Source organism: Bdellovibrio bacteriovorus (genome assembly GCF_048286975.1).
Taxonomy (GTDB): Bacteria; Bdellovibrionota; Bdellovibrionia; order Bdellovibrionales; family Bdellovibrionaceae; genus Bdellovibrio; species Bdellovibrio bacteriovorus_H.
On sequence record NZ_JBLVRT010000003.1, the window covers coordinates 161,583 to 179,280 of the forward strand.

Annotated in this window: 16 protein-coding genes; 11 read left to right on the top strand and 5 right to left on the bottom strand. The window is 49.9% G+C overall.

What is annotated here, in order from left to right; all coding sequences use genetic code 11:
* A complete protein-coding gene (locus ACNQKP_RS11515; protein WP_417864852.1) occupies window positions 1-1,479 on the bottom strand; it encodes a methyl-accepting chemotaxis protein in 1,479 nt (492 codons plus the stop codon).
* Between the two features lie 75 nt (window positions 1,480-1,554).
* Complete coding sequence (locus ACNQKP_RS11520; RefSeq protein WP_374028233.1) at window positions 1,555-2,121, bottom strand: hypothetical protein; 567 nt, start codon at window positions 2,119-2,121, stop codon at window positions 1,555-1,557.
* A gap of 175 nt (window positions 2,122-2,296) precedes the next feature.
* Between ACNQKP_RS11520 and gspC the strand changes: the two genes are divergently transcribed.
* The 6 genes from gspC to ACNQKP_RS11550 all read left to right on the top strand — a co-directional run bounded on the left by gspC (window position 2,297) and on the right by ACNQKP_RS11550 (window position 10,483).
* A complete protein-coding gene (gene gspC / locus ACNQKP_RS11525; protein WP_417864853.1) occupies window positions 2,297-3,211 on the top strand; it encodes a type II secretion system protein GspC in 915 nt (304 codons plus the stop codon).
* A gap of 103 nt (window positions 3,212-3,314) precedes the next feature.
* Window positions 3,315-5,612 (top strand): type II secretion system secretin GspD, encoded by a 2,298-nt coding sequence (gene gspD / locus ACNQKP_RS11530; protein WP_417864854.1) that lies wholly within the window; start codon window positions 3,315-3,317, stop codon window positions 5,610-5,612.
* A gap of 74 nt (window positions 5,613-5,686) precedes the next feature.
* Window positions 5,687-7,312, top strand: coding sequence for a type II secretion system ATPase GspE (gene gspE / locus ACNQKP_RS11535; protein ID WP_367143999.1), 1,626 nt, complete (start codon window positions 5,687-5,689; stop codon window positions 7,310-7,312).
* An 80-nt stretch (window positions 7,313-7,392) separates the two neighbouring features.
* Window positions 7,393-8,610 carry a type II secretion system inner membrane protein GspF gene (gspF, locus tag ACNQKP_RS11540; RefSeq protein ID WP_011164075.1) on the top strand — a complete coding sequence of 406 codons (1,218 nt, stop codon included), beginning with the start codon at window positions 7,393-7,395 and terminating at the stop codon, window positions 8,608-8,610.
* A gap of 137 nt (window positions 8,611-8,747) precedes the next feature.
* A complete protein-coding gene (locus ACNQKP_RS11545) occupies window positions 8,748-10,109 on the top strand; it encodes a pre-toxin TG domain-containing protein (RefSeq protein WP_417864855.1) in 1,362 nt (453 codons plus the stop codon).
* On the top strand, window positions 10,106-10,483 hold the full coding sequence (locus ACNQKP_RS11550; RefSeq protein WP_417864856.1) for a hypothetical protein: 378 nt from the start codon (window positions 10,106-10,108) through the stop codon (window positions 10,481-10,483). The genes ACNQKP_RS11545 and ACNQKP_RS11550 overlap by 4 nt, the downstream gene beginning before the upstream one ends.
* 30 nt (window positions 10,484-10,513) lie before the next feature.
* On the opposite strand, the gene ACNQKP_RS11555 is transcribed toward ACNQKP_RS11550, so the two are convergent.
* Together ACNQKP_RS11555 and ACNQKP_RS11560 are read right to left on the bottom strand one after the other, a co-directional pair.
* The gene (locus ACNQKP_RS11555) at window positions 10,514-10,939 is read right to left on the bottom strand and encodes a hypothetical protein (RefSeq protein ID WP_417864857.1); all 426 of its coding nucleotides are present in this window, start codon (window positions 10,937-10,939) and stop codon (window positions 10,514-10,516) included.
* Complete coding sequence (locus ACNQKP_RS11560) at window positions 10,939-12,000, bottom strand: hypothetical protein (protein WP_417864858.1); 1,062 nt, start codon at window positions 11,998-12,000, stop codon at window positions 10,939-10,941. Before ACNQKP_RS11560 ends, ACNQKP_RS11555 begins: the two co-directional genes overlap by 1 nt.
* Window positions 12,001-12,422: 422 nt before the next feature.
* Between ACNQKP_RS11560 and gspG the strand changes: the two genes are divergently transcribed.
* From gspG to ACNQKP_RS11585, 5 genes are read left to right on the top strand one after another with little or no spacing between them, the layout of a single operon-like run.
* On the top strand, window positions 12,423-12,833 hold the full coding sequence (gene gspG / locus ACNQKP_RS11565) for a type II secretion system major pseudopilin GspG (RefSeq protein WP_011164071.1): 411 nt from the start codon (window positions 12,423-12,425) through the stop codon (window positions 12,831-12,833).
* Between the two features lie 5 nt (window positions 12,834-12,838).
* Window positions 12,839-13,423 (top strand): pilus assembly FimT family protein, encoded by a 585-nt coding sequence (locus tag ACNQKP_RS11570; protein ID WP_011164070.1) that lies wholly within the window; start codon window positions 12,839-12,841, stop codon window positions 13,421-13,423.
* Window positions 13,420-13,920 (top strand): type II secretion system protein, encoded by a 501-nt coding sequence (locus ACNQKP_RS11575; RefSeq protein WP_011164069.1) that lies wholly within the window; start codon window positions 13,420-13,422, stop codon window positions 13,918-13,920. The genes ACNQKP_RS11570 and ACNQKP_RS11575 overlap by 4 nt, the downstream gene beginning before the upstream one ends.
* Window positions 13,920-14,798: a type II secretion system protein GspJ gene (locus ACNQKP_RS11580; protein ID WP_417864859.1), complete on the top strand. Its 879-nt coding sequence runs from the start codon at window positions 13,920-13,922 to the stop codon at window positions 14,796-14,798. Before ACNQKP_RS11575 ends, ACNQKP_RS11580 begins: the two co-directional genes overlap by 1 nt.
* A complete protein-coding gene (locus ACNQKP_RS11585) occupies window positions 14,746-16,029 on the top strand; it encodes a general secretion pathway protein GspK (protein WP_417864860.1) in 1,284 nt (427 codons plus the stop codon). Before ACNQKP_RS11580 ends, ACNQKP_RS11585 begins: the two co-directional genes overlap by 53 nt.
* A gap of 61 nt (window positions 16,030-16,090) precedes the next feature.
* On the opposite strand, the gene ACNQKP_RS11590 is transcribed toward ACNQKP_RS11585, so the two are convergent.
* The gene (locus ACNQKP_RS11590) at window positions 16,091-17,044 is read right to left on the bottom strand and encodes a hypothetical protein (protein ID WP_417864861.1); all 954 of its coding nucleotides are present in this window, start codon (window positions 17,042-17,044) and stop codon (window positions 16,091-16,093) included.
* Window positions 17,045-17,698 lie beyond the last annotated feature (654 nt).

Here is a 17,698-nt window from a genome sequence, read left to right on the forward strand (position 1 = left end):
CTATCCGGCTTTCTTAAGACCCGTCAGGGTCTCAAGATTGTTAATGGTGGCCGTCAACCCCTCGGTCGAATGACTCAAGCTTCCGGCAGCTTCAGAAATGGTCTCTGAAGATGAAGCGTTGGTTTGTGTAACCTGATCCAACTGATTCATAGCCTGGGAAATCTGCGACACTCCGGTGCTTTGCTCCTGACTGGCCGTCGCGATTTCATTGTTCAAGCTGGCCACTTTATTCACCGACGTCACGATTTTATGAAGAACTTCATGACTGCTCTTGACGACAGACTGACCTCTTTCAACCTGCCCCACACTTTCTGAAATCAATCCGGAAATCTCCTTGGCAGAAGTGGCACTGCGCAATGCCAGGGCGCGAACCGCCTCGGCCACCACCGCAAACCCCTTGCCCTGTTCTCCGGCGCGGGCGGCCTCAACTGCCGCATTCAACGCCAGCAGGTTCGTCTGAAAGGCGATATCATCGATCACATTCACAATCTCTTCGATCTTTTTTGAAGAGTTGGCGATTTCATTCATGGACTGCATCAGGGATGCAATTTCCTGCGCCCCTTCTTCAGCCGTGGTTTTGGAAACCTGGGACATTTCCGAAGCCATCTTCGCATTGTCGGCATTAAGTTTGATCATACTGGTCAACTCTTCCAAAGAGGCCACAGTTTCCTCCAAAGAAGCCGCGGACTCCGTCGAAGCCGCGGACAGCGCCGAACTTGATCCCGTAAGGTCGCTGACCAGACGGCGTATCTGCGCATAGGCAGCAGACAAAGACTCCGTTTGCTGACGGATGCCTTCCTTCAATGAGAAAGACGACATAAACATCGTCACTGACAGAGCGATAATCATCACAGCCACGCATCCCAGCGCCAACTTGGCATACCACAGTGCCTGCTCAACAGCGCCACGCACTCGCGCATGCAACACGGCTTCGAACTTGTCGATAGGCTCCCCGATGGTTGCCACGAACTTATGGTACGACTCATCATGCATCAACTGACGCGCCAGATTCAAATCAGGCTCTTTCCGCACTGTGAACTGGCCTGAACTGTCAGCATAAAGCCCCTTTACTGCGTTCATTGCCGCAGTTTCAGTTTTCACCAGGTCATTGGAACGCTTTTCGGCCTCTGCCAGCAGCGCAAATTCTTCCGCCGAGAATCCCGCCTCCTGCATCAGGGTTTTAGCCGACACTTTTTTTCCGTCTGGGCGAGCCTCTTCACCATTTCGAACCGCGATGATCTTTAGATAAGCATCTTCAAACTTTGTGTCCCCGGTCACAACATAGGTGCGGGCATTGCGGGTCAAAGCCGCAGAATCATCGCGCAATTGCTGCGCAAGCTGGATGGAGTTAAATTTGGAGTCGTGAGCACGATTGAGTTCCGCCTGATATCGGAAAGCTGTTCCGATGCAAACATACAGAGCCAGCACCAGACCAATGGATAGCAGATTAAACAATCGGACTTTTGAAAACACGTTCATAGAGACCCTCGCATATTATAGTGGAGGGCTTTTCGGAATTTTATATGGGCTCTTAAGCAGGTAACTTTTGTTTATTTAGATAAGTCCAGCCGATGAAACCATAGATTCAGAGACATGCGGCCAGAACCAGTCAAGTTGTGGGTCTGACGCGATCACATCTTTAATCAACACTTTCACATCACTGCGAGTGGAGATTTCGCGTCTCAGCCACATCTCAATTTCGTCGTAGCCGGGGCCAATAATGGTGATCTCAATTGAACTTAAGAAATGCAGCAGGTGCAGGTCTTTTGTCGCCACGGGGCGACCTTCCAGCTTGCCGTGGATGAAGTTCAAAACTTCCGCTTTGATTTCAGCAAAATTGCGATGATTGATACGACGAAGAATCAAGTCCGCGCGGTGATCACGATTGATCCAGCGCTGATGCAGTCCCCGTTGAACCAAATTGATCAGGTAGTTTCTCAATACAGAAGGGACCAGACGAAAATCTTCGTCCGGCAACGCCATCACCTGCATCAAATCTACGTATCGTGCCTGTTCCTGGCCTCGACGTAGAGAGGTGAGCACCTCCGGGATACGCAATAAGGACTCGCGAATACCCAAGAGATCGATTCCTGCTCCATCCGTGAAGTAGAGAATTCTCATATCCCTATCATGACCTATCTTTACGAAATGTGTGCAGAAAAATGCAGGACCCAGACCAGGGTCCAGTATGTATTTTTTAGTGCAGTCACCTCGCCTTTTTGATAGGCTAACAAGAGGCCCAAGGACTAGGAGCTGTCAGCAGTAATGCTGGTTAATTACAAAGGATTGTACAACCGTGACTTCACGCAACTCGAAGAATCAAAGACCACCACTTGAAAAGTGGTATCCCTATATTCTCTTTGCATTTATTGGTTACTGCGTGGCCGATCTGGGTATTCTCGCTTATCGCGATAAAATGCTTCCGCAATCTGCTCCCCCATCCCATCCGAAATCCAGCCAGTTTGAAGCCGGCGTCAGTCGTGGCGCTTACAACTCTATCACCAGCCGTAACATCTTTGCTTCCAGCGGCGTGATTCCTGATGCTTTGGTGGATAAATCCAAAGGCGCAAAAGCCCAGCGCGAAGCGGATCCGGTTCCTTCCCAATTGCCTTTGAATCTGATCGGAACTTTGGTGCACTCCAACCCTGAAAAATCCCTGGCCGCAATTGAAATTCGCGGCAAGCAAGGCGTGGTTTCTTACAGCCCGGGCAAGCAGATCGAAGGCATGGCTGAAATCATGAAAGTGGAGCGCCAAAAGGTGGTTTTCCGCAATCTGAATTCAAACCGTCTTGAATACATCGAAATGAAAAAAGAAGGCGGCAAAGTCGCCTTCGGAGCTGGCAAACCATCTGGCGATGGCAGTAAAGAGGTTCAAAAAGTTGGCGACAACAACTTCGTGATCAAACGTGCGGATCTATTGAAATACACCAATGATCTGTCCAGCATTCTGATGCAAGCCCGTGCGGTTCCCAATCGTGAACCCGGCACCGGCAACATCAACGGCTTCCGTATTTTGGACATGCAACCTGGCAGTATTTACGAACAACTTGGCATCCAAAGAATGGACGTCATTAAGTCTGTCGACGGCACCCCTGTCGACAGCCCTGCCAAAGCCATGGAACTTTACAACACACTGAAGAACTCACCCAAAGTGACTCTTCAAGTGGAGCGTAACGGTAAAAACGAAACCATGACGTATAATATTCAGTAGTCGGCCTGGCCGGCAGAGCCGCAGCGCCGGAGGCGCGTAGGCTGAAGCAGCTTTAGAAGAACTTAAAAGGATTTTAAGACAACTCCTCAGGAGGAGAAGCAACATGAAAAAGAACGTCAGCATAGGACTTGCTTCATTGATGACGGCCCAGCTTGTGGGCCCGGCAGCAAAGGCTCAGTTTGAGGACTTCCCGCCTCCACCACCGCCACCAGATTTCGGCGACATGGGTGGTGGTGATTCCGCTCCTTCTGATTTTGGCGGCAGCAATTCCGGCGGTCCGTCCGGGATGGCTCCACGTGGCGGATCTGAAGCTGCGACAGGATCCTCACCTTTGAGCAAGGCGGAAAAAGACAAGTTTGCCAAAGCTCCAATCGAAGACATCAACAACAAGAACTTCCCGGAAACCATCGAGTCTTTCGATTTCCCGAATGTCGAGATTTCTGACATCATTCGCGCGATCAGCGAATTGACCGGCAAGAACTTCATCATCGATCCGGGCGTTCGTGGTAAAATCACGATCATTGCTCCGACCAAGATCACCGTTTCTGAAGCTTACAAAGCGTTCTTGTCAGCTTTGGCAATCAATGGCTTCACCGTGGTTCCTTCCGGAAGCTTCCTGAAAGTCAAATCCGCAAGAAATGCCCAGCGTGATAACATCGAGACCTTCTCTGGCGCTTACTACCCTAACGCTGATCAGATGATCACACGTATCATCCACTTGAAGCACATCTCGGCTTCTCAAGTGAACCGTGACCTGCGTATCTTGCCGTCCAAAGACGGTGAAATGAACATCTACGAGCCAACAAACTCCATCATCATCTCGGATTACGGTTCCAATATCGACCGCGTGATGAAAATCATCAGCCAGTTGGACGTTCCAGGATTTGAAGAACAACTTGAAGTGATTCCGGTTAAGTACGCTAAATCCAAAGATCTTGCGGACCTCGTTGATAAAATCGTCAATAAAGGCAATAAAACTCAAGGTTCTGCTCCGGGCACCTTCACTGCCGGCGTTCCAAGATTCTCCCGTTCTGCGGGGGCGACGTCCCAACAGGGCGCCAGCTTCTTTATGGCGATTCCTGATGACCGTACCAACTCTATCATCGTTGTGGGTAACAAGTCCGGCATCGTGCGTATTAAAAAGCTGATCTCTCAGCTGGACTTCAAAATCCGCGCTGAAGAATCCGGTGGCGTTTACGTTTATAACGTTCGTCACGGTGATGCTGAAAAAATCGCTCAAACACTTCAGGGTGTGACCAAGGATGCCGCTCCAAAACCGGCAACTGGCGGCAGCCTGCTTTCCCCGCTGGGTTCTCAAGGGATGCAAGCTCCTCAGGAAATCTTCGGTGGCGATGTTAAAATCACAGCTGATAAAACCACAAACAGCCTGATCGTGACTGCCAGCAAGCAGGATTACGATGTGGTTCTGAATATCCTTTCTAAAATTGATACTCCTCGTGACCAGGTCTTTGTTGAAGCCATCATCATGGAAATGTCTGTGAATGACGGTAATTCCTGGGGTATTGGTTACTACCAGTACGGCGACAGCGGTTACGGCAAGGTTGGTTTCAACGGTCTTTCCAATATCAATGACTTCCTGTCCCCGACAGGTGGCTCTGGTGCCGTGATCGGTTTCGGTCAGGGTAAAACAGTGGAAGTGACTGATCCGGTTTCCAAAACGACTTTGAAGATCCCAAGCCTGCTTGGTTTCATCAACTTCCTGAAAACCGCGAAAAAAGCCAACATCCTGTCCACTCCTCAATTGATGACTTTGGACAATCAAGAGGGTGAATTGGAAGTGGGTGACAAGGTTGTTGTCGGTGAAAACGTGCAGAACGTTGGAACCAGCGGCACGACGGTCAGAACACCGCAGTTTGAAGACGCAACGATCAAACTTGCGATCAAACCATTCATCAGCCCGGCTTCCAATCAGATCCGCATGGAAATCAAACAACAGGTGGCGCAGCTTTCTACAGCTTCCACGCCGAAAGCGTTCCAGGATTCCACACAGCCTTTGGCAAAACGTTCCCTGAAAACCGTGATCAACGTGAACAACGGTGACACAGTGGTTCTGGGTGGTTTGATGAAAGAACAAGACCAGGAGTCCGTCACGAAAGTGCCTCTGCTGGGTGATATTCCAATTATTGGATGGTTGTTCAAGTCCCGCACGATCGTAAAAGACAAAACGAACATGGTTGTGTTCCTGACTCCGAAAATCGTGCGCAACAACATCGAAGCCAATGCCATCGTTTCCAAAAAACTGGATGAGCGCGTGGACTTCGTAAAAGCTCAGGGCGGCGTGGATCCATACGGTGCAAAACTGGATGAAATCCGCCGCAAAGCAGAGGCACCTTCCGCTGCTGATGTGCCTGCGACTGCTGAACCTATTATTGAGGAGTAATTCTGATGGCCTCCGTGGATGTTTCAACGATACTTGCCAAATCAACCTCTTTAACACAGGACCAAATCCGTTCTGTGTTAAACAACCCTTCGGTGGTGAGACCCGTCACCGTGGGCGAGGCTTTGGCTGCGAAGGAATTTTCCACGGCGGATGAAGTGGTCTCCGATCTGTGCAAAGAACTGGGCTTGGATTTTATCCGCGACATCCCGGTCAGCGAGATCGCCGTCGACTTGATCCGTGACCTTCCGATCAACTACGCAAAACAGCACAATGTCCTTCCCTACAAGGAAGATGCGGACCTGCTGATTGTTCTGACCAGCAATCCGGTGAATCTCAAAGCCCTGGATGACATGAAGGTGCTGTTCGGAAAGCGCGTGCGCCCTCTGATCACCACTTCCAGCCGTGTTCAGGATGCGATCAATAAAGTTTATGAAAAAAGCACCGCGAATCTTTCCGGTCTGGATGAAATCGCCGAAGAAGATTACGATTTAGATGATCCTATCGTGGATTTGCTTGAGGCCGGCGAAGATGACGCTCCGGTGATCAAGATGGTGAACAGCCTTCTGTTCCGTGCGGTGAAAGAAAAAGCGTCTGATATCCACATCGAACCTTATGAAAAAGACATGGCCGTGCGCTTCCGTACGGACGGTATTTTATTCGACGTGTTCAAACCACCTAAAAAGCTGCAAAACGCCATCACGTCCCGTATCAAAGTTATGGCCAACCTGAACATCGCCGAAAAGCGTTTGCCTCAGGACGGTCGTATTCCTTTGAAAGTCGGTGGTAAAGATATCGATATCCGTCTGTCTTGCGTCCCGACCACGTTCGGTGAGCGTCTGGTTATGCGTATTCAGGACAGATCCTCTGTGGTGCGCGAACTGGCGGCCTTGGGCTTCTCTCAAGACAACCTGTCCCGCATGGAGGAAGACATCCTGACTCGTTCCTACGGGATCTTCCTGGTCACGGGTCCAACGGGTTCTGGTAAGTCCACAACTCTTTACGGGGCCCTTTCCAAGCTGAATCAGCCTGACGTAAACATCCTGACAGTTGAAGATCCGGTGGAGCAACGTATCCACGGGATCGGTCAGGTGCAAGTGAACTCGAAGATCGGCCTGACTTTCGCCGCCGGCCTTCGTTCCTTCCTTCGTCAAGACCCTGACATCATCATGGTCGGTGAGATTCGTGACTTGGAAACCGCCGAACTGGCGATCCAGGCTTCTTTGACGGGTCACTTGGTTCTATCCACACTGCATACGAATGACTCTGCCGGGGCCTTCCCACGTCTGATCGACTTCGGGGTGGAGCCATTCCTGATTGCGACCTCTATCACAGGTGTTATCGCCCAGCGTTTGGTGCGTGTTCTTTGCCCTCACTGCAAAGCCCCGCATGAAGCCACGGATTTTGAAATTCAGCTTTTGGGTATCACTCGCGAAGAAGCTAACAAAGCCAACATCTGCAAAGCCATGGGTTGCAACCACTGCTCGCAGAAAGGCTACTCCGGTCGTACCAATATCGGGGAACTGCTGATCGTAACGGATGACATCCGTTCATTGATCATGCAGCGAAAAGACGGTAATACAATTAAAAGACAAGCAGTTGCCAACGGAATGAAGACCTTCCGTGACCACGGGATCCAAAAAGTCCTTGCGGGTATCACGACGATTGAAGAACTGACTTCCAATACGCAGCTGGATATTTAGGGCGGCGGCAGCCGCGGAGAGCGCAGGGGCTTCGCCCCTGCAGCTGAACCAGCTTAGAAACGACTTATAAGGTAACCACGATGCCTATTTTTGAGTACAAAGGCCTGTCGAAAGACGGAAGAAACGTAAAAGGGACCATCGACGCTGAGAACCAGCGTGCGGCCCGCACCAAGCTCAAAAAAGACAATATCTTTGTCATCGACATTAAAGACAAAAAGAAGATCGATCCAAAAAAGAAATCCGGTCCCCGCGCCACTAAAAACGTGGGCGTGAAAGACCTTTCTTTGATGACCCGTCAGCTGGCGACTTTGATCAAAGCCAACATCCCATTGGTGGATGCGCTGACAGCCGTTTCTGAACAGGTCGAAAACCCGACTCTGGCGGAAGCTTTGGCTGACTGTAAGAACATGGTCAACGAAGGTTCCACCCTGCATAAAGCCATGCTGAAATACCCGAACGTCTTCACCACGATCTATGTTTCGATGGTGGAAGCCGGTGAAATGTCAGGAAGCCTGGATGTCATCTTGATGCGTCTGGCTGAATTCACCGAGGCTCAGGCCGATTTGCGCGCCAAAGTCAGCAGTGCGATGACTTATCCGGTGATCATGTTGGTTGTGACCTTTGGTCTGATGGGCTTCTTGTTCATCTTCTTGATTCCTAAAATGGTGACCGTGTTTGAGTCCGCTCCACAGTTGCAGCTTCCGTGGTACACAGTGGCTTTGATTGATGCGTCCCAGTTTGCGGTGAACTATTGGTATCTGATTTTGGGAAGCATGCTGATCGTGTATCTGCTCTTCCGTAACTGGAGAAACACCCCGGCCGGCAAAAACCAATGGGATGCGATTTCTTTGAAATTGCCGCTGATTGGCCCGACGGTTCGCATGGTTGCGGTTTCCCGCTTCACCCGCACCCTGGCGACACTCCTAAATGGTGGCGTGCCGATGCTGGCGGCGATGGATATCGTCAGAAACGTTGTCGACAACCACGTTCTGGCCAAAGCGATTGATGAAGCCCGCAGCAATATCTCTGAGGGTGAATCTATTGCCGGTCCATTGAAAAAATCCGGCCAGTTCCCCCCTATCGTGATCCACATGGTGAACATCGGCGAAAAAACCGGCGAGCTGGAAAACATGCTAAGCCAGGTTTCGGATGCCTATGACTTCCAGGTAAAAACCAAATTGGAAGGCCTAACCAGCATCATGGGTCCGATCGTCATCGTTATCATGGGTGCCGCGATCGGTATGATCGTTATGGCCGTCATGGTCCCAATGTTCGAAATGGCGAACGTTGCGGGGTAGGCCTCTGGCCCCGCTTCTCCCTATCGAATCCCATTTCTAATAAATAAGACTCCACAAACCCCTCATCTCAAACCTATTGCTTTTAGACCTCTATGAGGATGGCCTCCGGATTGCGATATCCGGTCTGCGGAGGCCATATGAAATCAAAGAAAATTGTATCTCTTTGCCTAACATTCGCATTCATTCTGAATAGCTTTGCATACGCCGATGATCGCATACCTATCGACTTCGGAGATGACGGTTCAGTTATTACCTCAGGAGAAGACCGTTACGAAGGTCATGAAGACGGCAACTGTATTGGTGCTGGATGTGATGATCGAGGCAACGGCGGCGGATACAATCGTGGAGATTATGACGACGACAGCCGCGATGATGACTTCGAACGCCATTCATTTAATGAAGGTCGAACCCACTATGAAAGAGATGAGCGCGGCGCGCGCTATGCTCGCGGGTCCAAAGCTATTCAAAACGCCCAACAACACGTAAATCCGGGTAACGACAATTCAGATATTTTCTATGACAACCACGGCACAGAATATGTGAAGTCAACCGATGGAAAAAAGATGCTCCCTCTGCGTGGCTTACTTTCCTGTTCTGAAACATTGAGCTGTTTCCAGCAGGGATATAAAGCCGACTGGTGGAACTACAGCACCGTTCCCGGAGAAAATGCCACTGAGGCCGGCGACTACATGGAGCGCAGCGATTTTGCGAAGAAGTATCAAGAAGTTGATCGCTCGCTGGACAGACTCAAAAACAGTTCCCAGCAAAGCCACCAAAAAGCTGCCTTGGCTAGAGTTTCCACAGCCCTACAAAAGGATGCAAAAAATGCTTATCTAGATAAAGAGTATGATGCCGCAGATGATCTTCTAGAAGGCGCGCGGGCCCTCGCTACATTTGCACTCGAACTCGGTGTTTCTATTTCTCCTGCTGGGTGGGCAAAAGATGTCTATGAGTTCACATCTGGTCGAAGCTTTGTAACCCAAACTCCATTGTCTGACGGAGAAAGACTGATGGCCGGACTAGGTATGGTTGCACCAGCTCTGGGTCCTCTGGGCTTTGCCGGGATCAAAATCCTCAAAAGTACAAAAGCAGGTCTACCCGGGAGGATCCTTAACGCTATAGTTTCCGCACGCTCCCCTCAAAAAACAGGGAAGTTCGTCAGAAACCTTCCACCAATACGTAAGGACTATGGAGATGCTTTTGAAGGTCATATTTTTCCAGGAGTCTACTATGCAGGTGAAGTTGTCCATCAAGTACAGCGAGCTGGTGCAACTACCCCAGGCCGATGGTTTACGCCAATTCGTCCTCGTGATGCAAAAGAGGCTGATGAAATGCTAAATATTTTCAAGTATCACAACTATGCAGATCAAATTAAAACATACGTTTTCAAAGAAAATGTTTCTGGATATGCTGGTAAGGTCGCGGGAGGGAGTGGCCACCAGTTTTATATCCCTGACGATGTACCTTTAAACGAAGTTCTCGACGAGGTGTCTTTATGACTCACTATCTACTGTCTTTCTCGAATGCCAATGAAATACGAATGGGCTCTCCGCTCAAGGTGGCGGACGTGGAACTTCGTGGCCCATTCATCCCGGACATGAAGGGATACTCCTTTCAAGACGTGGGTTTAGTCTCTCAGGACGGCCTTCATTGCTTCTTGATCCAATGGACTCTAGGGAAAAATGAACCGCGCTTTAAAGTTTGGCACCTTGACGGAAAAAAGAAGATGCTAACAGTTTCACCAATTTTTATCGGCGGATGCTATGGAATCAAAGAAATTAATGACGGAATTGAGTTGAACATTGAAGAGTGGTGCTCAGAGGAACGAAAAGTATATTCCAGGGTCGAGCAGATCAAGGTGATTTGGGACTAATGAAAAAGGAGCCCTTGAGGCTCCTTTTTTTTATTCGGAGAATTGCAGATCGTAGGTGGAGCATTGCGAGACTGGATACGTCCCCTTCTTAATCCCCTCGATCAGATGGCGGGCTTCACGGCCCACGGAAGAAACGTATTTTGGTCCATGGCACATCACCGCGCTGGACGGGCGATACACTGGAGCGGATGGAGTTGTGTCATCCACATACTTTTGCAGTTCCGCGATCTCGGCTTCGCCCCAGAATGTCACAGCCGTCTTTTCGATCATCACGCCATTGCAGCAATGACTTTTCAGTCCTTGCAGCAGGTTCACCGGGCCCCAGGTTTTCAATTCCTGAGCAGTCACTGAAGCATTATCAGGCTTGCGCACAGGCGCCGCCTCAGGCCCCTTCCATACAGACCCACAGCCCGCAAAAACAAATCCTGCCAACAACATCAACAATGCATTTTTCATTAGCGAGCTCCTTTTTTAAGCTGTTTTGCAGAGGCCTGTAACATCTCGGCCACGTATTTCAATTCACCCGCAGTCTTAAAGGTGTCACGATCCTGTCTTTCCATTGCCACGAACTGCAGTTGCTCTCCCAAAGCGGCAAGACGCAGTTGCAAACTTCCCAGCAGGAAGTCACGTTCTTCAGACTTCATTTTGGCAACTTCTGGCTTGTTCTTGGCGTCTTGCAGGTACTCAACAAGAGCAACCCCGGTATCACGCAAATTCTTGCGGGCCTCAGCGCTTAAAGTATCCCCCTTAAACAAAGCTTCCTGCACGCAGTCTTCTGCCGCATCCATATTCTTGAAGGACTCACGCACCTGATCCGGCACATTCTGATTCTTTTGCAGATAATTTTCCATGGAATCACAACGATAGAAGGCCACCGCCTGACCACACTGGGAGCTCTTGGAGTTGATCACATTTTGGCGACATCCCGGTTTATCCGGGACTTCGTAGGTCCTGTAAACCTTATCCAATGTCTGCAATTCATAAGGCGCCATGTTGCTAAAACCGTTTTTAGAGTAGGCGATTTTTTCATCGATATAGATGAACCCGTGATATTCCTCAGTCTTATTAAAACCCGCGATCTGACGAATGGCACCGACATCCCCCGGCTCTTTCTTTTCACCGTCTTTTAAAGCGCGGCAAAGAGGCGGACGCATATAGAAATTCATTTCTTCCGGCGTAGAATAACGCATGGCTGGCAAAATTTTACTCATCACCAAAGACAGATTCCAACAGTTTGGCCCATCCACTTCCGGCCTGGCCCCATGATATTTGACCACATGTTCGGGCACACAATCCGTGATATCCAAATTACAGGAACCACCGGACTCCCCAGCCACAGCCGCAGGATCACAAGTCTTCCCCGTCTTAGCATTTGTGCTCCACCGCGCCAAAGAAGAGTAAATACTTTTCCCCTCTTCACACGCCCCCGACAAAATAAGCTTGCCCGATTGCTTCGAAATTTCAAAAGCCTGCGCCTGCATCAAAAACAAGAACACGACACCAAATATACTTCTCATTCCAAACTTATCGGCAGCTCCCTCACTCAAAACAAGACAGACAAACGTCCAACCAAAAACCTAAAGTAACCCATAAACTCCCCACCCCAAACCATCCACACACCTTCACAACCCAGCAAAGGCAGTCCCGACCAATGTCCCATACAATCTCACTGTGATATCCAATTCGAGCCTGAAGAGGAGACTGAGGCCTGAGTCACGCCGAGTTCCGCAGCCGAGCCACCCAACAAGGCGAAACAGAAAAAGCCAACACGAGCGAGGACTGTCCGAAGGCGAGACGCAGGCCTCAGTCTCCTCTTCAGGCGTCGCAAAACCGAAATCCCAAGCGAAGAATTATTATGTGACATTAGTCCGGCTGCCGCTCTGTCCTTTGATTTTGGGCTAGGTTTTGTTATCCTCAATGTCTGTAAAAAGGAGTAAGTATGTCTCTTCTCAAAAACCGCAAGGGTATGACTCTGATTGAAATCATGATCGTCCTTGCCATCATCGGTGGTATCGCAGCTCTTCTTCTTCCTAACATCACGGGACAATTGGATAAATCCAAAGCCAAAGAGGCTAAGATCCAACTGACACAAATCGTGAATGCCCTTTCCATGTACTACACGGATTGCGGTAAATATCCTCAGACTTTGGAAGGCCTGACAACTGCTGATCCAAACTGCTCTAACTGGGGTCCTCAGCCTTACTACACCAAGAAACTTCAAGATCCATTCGGTCACGATCTGGTTTACGAACTGGAAGGTGGCGAATACTCTTTGAAATCTTTGGGTAAAGACGGCCGCGAAGGTGGTTCTGGCTTTGACAAAGACATCACACTGGATGATCTGAACTAATTCAGATGCCTGGTAATCAGCGGGGTTTCACTCTCATTGAGATCATGATCGTGCTGGCCATTATGGCCGCCCTGATCACAGTGGGAGCCCCCCGACTTCTCAAAAAAGACGGCAACATCAAGTCCGTCGCCCGCAACTTCATCGTTCTTTCCAAAGAAATCCGCAACAAAGCCCGTTTGACCAACTCCACGTACCGCCTGGCCATCAGCATGGAACCGGGAGAGGAAAAGTATTGGCTGGAACGCGCCAGTGGCCCCCAAGCTGTGGATCCTGAAGCTGCGGAAAAGGAAAAAGACCGGGATGAAGAGGGCGCTCCTCCTCCACTGTTTCAGATGGACAAGTCCCTGCTGAAAAAAGAAAAAGAGCTTCCCGAGGGCCTGCGTTTTGCCTCGGTGGAGACTGTGAATATGAAATCCCCTATGACTTCCGGGGTGGCCTACATCCATTTCTTCCCAGAGGGCTTTGTGGAAGCCTCTGCTGTGCAGATCACGAATGGAAATAATTTAACTTGGACTCTTGTTTTTAATCCTTTAACGGGTCAAGCTGATATCATTGAGAAAGCTTCTTCGTTAAAGGAAGTCCAGCGGTGAAAAAAAACGGATTCACATTGATTGAAACCATCATGGCGATGGTGATCCTGTCCTCAGGAATTATGCTTTTGGCAAATTCCTGGAGCGGTTCTTTCATGCGTGTCCGCAAGACCCAACTGTCCACCGAAGTCACCGCCTTGCTTGAGCGAAAAATGGTCGAAGTCGAAATGGAGTACGCCGGAAAACCTCTGGACTCCATCCCGGAAGAAACCGAAGACGACTTTGGCTCTGAGTACCCGCAATACACCTGGAAAATGACCTCCAAAGAATTTGAAGTCCCGGATATTTCAGCGACCCTCACCGCCCAGGCTGGTGGTGCCGATGAAATGGCTTTGACCGTGATGAAGACTTTGACGGAGCATCTTTCCAAGTCAGTGAAAGAAGTCAAAGTGACTGTGATCTATAAAGGTGCCAAAAAACCTTTGGAGTTTTCTGCCACTCAGTACTTTGTCGACTATGACAAGGAACTGCCACTGCCTTCGATGCCGGGGATGTGATGATGAAACACAACCGCGGCTTTACCATGATTGAGCTTATGATCACGATCACCATCCTGGGGACACTCACGATGCTGACAGCACAGGCCATTCAACAGGCCGTGAAGGCCAAGGTCAAACTGCAGGATCAGATCGACGATGTGTCCCGCATGCGTGATGGTTTGCGCCTACTGGAAAGAGACATCAATCTGGCTTACCACTATCGCGACGTTGAAAAAGAGCTGGAACAACTGATGAAGAAGAAAAATAACAATTCTTCAAACCAGAACGGCACAATCCCCGATGGCACCATTCCCGGCGGAATCCCCGGCGGCCAAATCACCAACGATATGCATGAGCAGCCTGAGCAACGGGAAGTTCCCCGCCGCGATCCCGAGACTCACTTCGTAGGCAACAACGAGTCCATAAATTTTGTGACCATGAACAACGCCCGCACGGTCAGAAACACCAAGCAGGCGGACTTTATCGAAGTCGGCTATGCCCTGCGCGATTGTAAATCGTTGCGCGAAGGCGGCGGCAGCTCCAAGTGCCTATGGCGCCGAAGCTCCCCGTACGTGGATCTGGATGTCACCAAAGGTGGCGACGAGGTGGCGTTACTGGAAAACGTCAGCGAATTCAAATTGCGCTACATGGGTAAAGGCAAACAAGATTGGGCCAATGACTGGCGCACAGATGCTCAAGGCGATGCGGCGACCAAAGGCAAGTTCCCGCAAGCGGTTGAGATCTCTTTGACCGTGGAAAAGAAAACCGCCGGTAAAAGCAAAAAATATTCAATGCAATTGATCGTCCCTATTCACTTCCCCAACAATTCAGAGGAGGGTGCAAATGCTCAAGGCAATCAAAGCTCTTGGCCGCGAAGTACACCGTCCACTCAATAACGCCCGGGGCATCGCGCTGATGATCGCGATTGCCTGTATCATGCTGATGATGTGGATTGCGATGGAAGTGTCTTACGATTCCAACGTCGAATATCTGGTAAATTCACAGGGTTTAAACCGTGTGAAGGCCTACTATGCCGCGAAGTCCGGCATGCAGCTGAGCCTGCTGCGTATTAAGATTTACCAACAGGCCCAAAGCAAATTGGGCGACAAACTGGGTGACACCAAAATGCTGGATCAAATCTGGCAGTTCCCGTTTGCATGGCCATTGCCAATTCCAGATGAATTAAGCGCCATCGATAAAGATGCCTTTAAAAAAGCCGTCGCGGATTCCACGATGGACACAAGCTACATTGTGACTATCGAAGATGAAGGCTCCAAGATCGATCTGAATGACCTGGCCTCCCCGTCAAAGTCTTTGCAAGAATTGACCAAAAAACAGCTGGTCACGATCTTTGCGCAAAAAATCAAAGAAGACGAAAACTTCCAGCGTGAATACAGCAATGTCCGATTTGACGAACTGGTGAATAACATCGCCGACTGGATGAGTCCCAAGTCAGCCTCCTTAAACGGCGGCGACAAACGCGCCAACTATGCCGAACTGAACCAAGCTTCGCAGAGCGATTACTATCCGCCAAACCGCCCGTTCCGCTCTGTTGCCGAGCTGCACATGGTCCCGGGCATGAACGATGATTTCTATGACTTGCTGGCCCCGCGGGTCACCATCTATGGAATGAAGGGGATCAACCCGAACATCGCGACCCGCGAAGTTCTAAAGTCCCTGGATCCGGCGATGACCGATGAAGTGGTGACCGAAATCATCAAACGCCGCGGTTCCGAAGAAGAAGGCGGTCCGTTTAAGTGTGATCAAGGCGGCGGCAGCAGCGACTTCTGGCAGTTCGTTCAAGGCAAAGGCATCCGTACCGAAGGAAATCCCGAAGACGTGCCACTGATCTGCGACAGCGTGATGAACTTCAAAATCCGCAGCACCGGAGAATTCGCCGGCGCCACCCGCGAAATTGTTGCGGTGGTGATGGACTTGCAAAAAACCGCAAACAAAGTGAAAACCTACGTCGACAAAGACAAAAAAAACAACGGCGGCGAAAGCAAGTCTGACCCAGGCGGTGGAGGTAATCAAGGCACCACACCCGGTGGAAATGCCGGCAACAATGCCAACGCCACGCAAATCCCCAAAGGCCCTCCAAGAGTTGTCTACTGGAACGAAAGATAAAAAAAAGAAACCCCGGCGATGAACCGGGGTTTTTAGTTTTTAGAACCTAAGATTTTTTTAATTAGTAATTATAGTCTGTGCAACTGCCACGAATGGTTTGTTTGGCAGATGCGACAGCCTCACGCACCTGCGCCACTTCAGCAGTTTTGTACGGGCAACTCGCCTCTAGCAAGTTGGCATAGAACTCATAAAGTTTCGCCGTCGCCTTGGCATTGTCACAGATCCCAACGCCCTCATTGATAGTTGCAGAGTGTTTGTCCATCTCAAGACCCAAAGCATAGTCATCACAAGCCACTTTCGGAGCTTTGTACTTGCCGATGCCATACCCACCACCAGAAGAAGCCCCATTCCCACCATTCACCGGAGGCTGCGCCGGAGCATTCGGATTCGGACGAGGATTCGGATCAAATGCCGGAGGACGATCCCCACCACCGCGAGTCCCAGCAACGGGAGGCATGAAATCCGACACCGGAGCCATCCCCTCAGGATTCTTCCCACCCAAAGCCTTCGCCGCCATCAGCTCCTTACAAGGCTTGATAGATGCGCAGGGCTTTAATGTTTCAACATGCATAGGAGTGAGAGCGGGATCAACCTTATAGACGAACGAGCTTTTGGAGCCATTGAACTCAGAGTCCCACTGATAATAACTGCCGACAACTCTCTTGCCGTGATGATAACGCAACAAATAGGCTGATTTTCCAACAATCGCATTATTCCCGTCTACAGCAGAGTGCCTTACATATCCATACCCTTCTGCCAAACCGTTCTCACACTTCCCACTCCACGTCACCTGCGATCCAAAGACGAGTAAGCTGGGTTGCTGAAGCTTACATCCATCAGAAGTCAGAATTTGTTCATAAGGATGATTTGCAGCCACGAACGAGTCAATTCGAGCACATTGCTGCATATTGCTCTTCTTATCTTTGCAATCATGAGTTCCAAGTGTGCTTTGGTAGTAATCTGTTTGACCGGAAGTATACCAGTAGCTTCCCGGAAGAACCCATCCACGCTGCATTTGAACTGCAAAGGCTTTATATGAAACTCCATTGGCTTGTTGAACAGAGACCCAACCAATCCCCTCCGCATAACCGCTAGGGCAGGCTCCGCTCCAAGAATGTTTATTTTTAGGGTTGATATAAAGATCTGACAAATTCAAGCTGCACCCGTCAGCAGTTTTAATTGTATGTCCCTTTGAATACTCGGAAACAGGGGTGTTTTTTTTCTTCTTCCCAAACAAAGCATGAGAATTAAACGACACAAGACAGACCAAGACAAAAACGCCAAAAAAACGCATGAAAACCTCAAAAGATTGAATTTGATCCGCGTTTCTACCACTAAATACGTTTCTGTATGATTACATCGAAGAAACCAGCAAAAATTCCCCAGCCGTCCACCCCATAGACACCCACACTCGATCAAGGTCCAGTCAAAACCCATCCCCATCCCCATCCCCCACCGCGCCTTCCCCAAAGGGGAACAGCCTACATCCCCACGCCAAGATGCAGGTCTTTTATGCCATTGGCTCTGTGTATAGCTATTATTGTCGCCCTTCGGTGGCGCATGGATGCGCGAACCACAGCGAAGCTGTGGCACCGACTGAGCCCGGATGGCGTGGCGACAATAATAGCTATACACAGAGCCAAACGTCGCATAAACTTAGACCAAAGCC

Bases quoted from the DNA above. Each gene is read 5' to 3' on its own strand.
- ACNQKP_RS11515 (WP_417864852.1), bottom strand. From the start codon at position 1,479: ATGAACGTGTTTTCAAAAGTCCGATTGTTTAATCTGCTATCCATTGGT.
- ACNQKP_RS11520 (WP_374028233.1), bottom strand. From the start codon at position 2,121: ATGAGAATTCTCTACTTCACGGATGGAGCAGGAATCGATCTCTTGGGT.
- gspD (WP_417864854.1), top strand. From the start codon at position 3,315: ATGAAAAAGAACGTCAGCATAGGACTTGCTTCATTGATGACGGCCCAG.
- gspF (WP_011164075.1), top strand. From the start codon at position 7,393: ATGCCTATTTTTGAGTACAAAGGCCTGTCGAAAGACGGAAGAAACGTA.
- ACNQKP_RS11545 (WP_417864855.1), top strand. From the start codon at position 8,748: ATGAAATCAAAGAAAATTGTATCTCTTTGCCTAACATTCGCATTCATT.
- ACNQKP_RS11550 (WP_417864856.1), top strand. From the start codon at position 10,106: ATGACTCACTATCTACTGTCTTTCTCGAATGCCAATGAAATACGAATG.
- ACNQKP_RS11555 (WP_417864857.1), bottom strand. From the start codon at position 10,939: ATGAAAAATGCATTGTTGATGTTGTTGGCAGGATTTGTTTTTGCGGGC.
- ACNQKP_RS11560 (WP_417864858.1), bottom strand. From the start codon at position 12,000: ATGAGAAGTATATTTGGTGTCGTGTTCTTGTTTTTGATGCAGGCGCAG.
- gspG (WP_011164071.1), top strand. From the start codon at position 12,423: ATGTCTCTTCTCAAAAACCGCAAGGGTATGACTCTGATTGAAATCATG.
- ACNQKP_RS11570 (WP_011164070.1), top strand. From the start codon at position 12,839: ATGCCTGGTAATCAGCGGGGTTTCACTCTCATTGAGATCATGATCGTG.
- ACNQKP_RS11580 (WP_417864859.1), top strand. From the start codon at position 13,920: ATGATGAAACACAACCGCGGCTTTACCATGATTGAGCTTATGATCACG.
- ACNQKP_RS11585 (WP_417864860.1), top strand. From the start codon at position 14,746: ATGCTCAAGGCAATCAAAGCTCTTGGCCGCGAAGTACACCGTCCACTC.
- ACNQKP_RS11590 (WP_417864861.1), bottom strand. From the start codon at position 17,044: ATGCAGCGTGGATGGGTTCTTCCGGGAAGCTACTGGTATACTTCCGGT.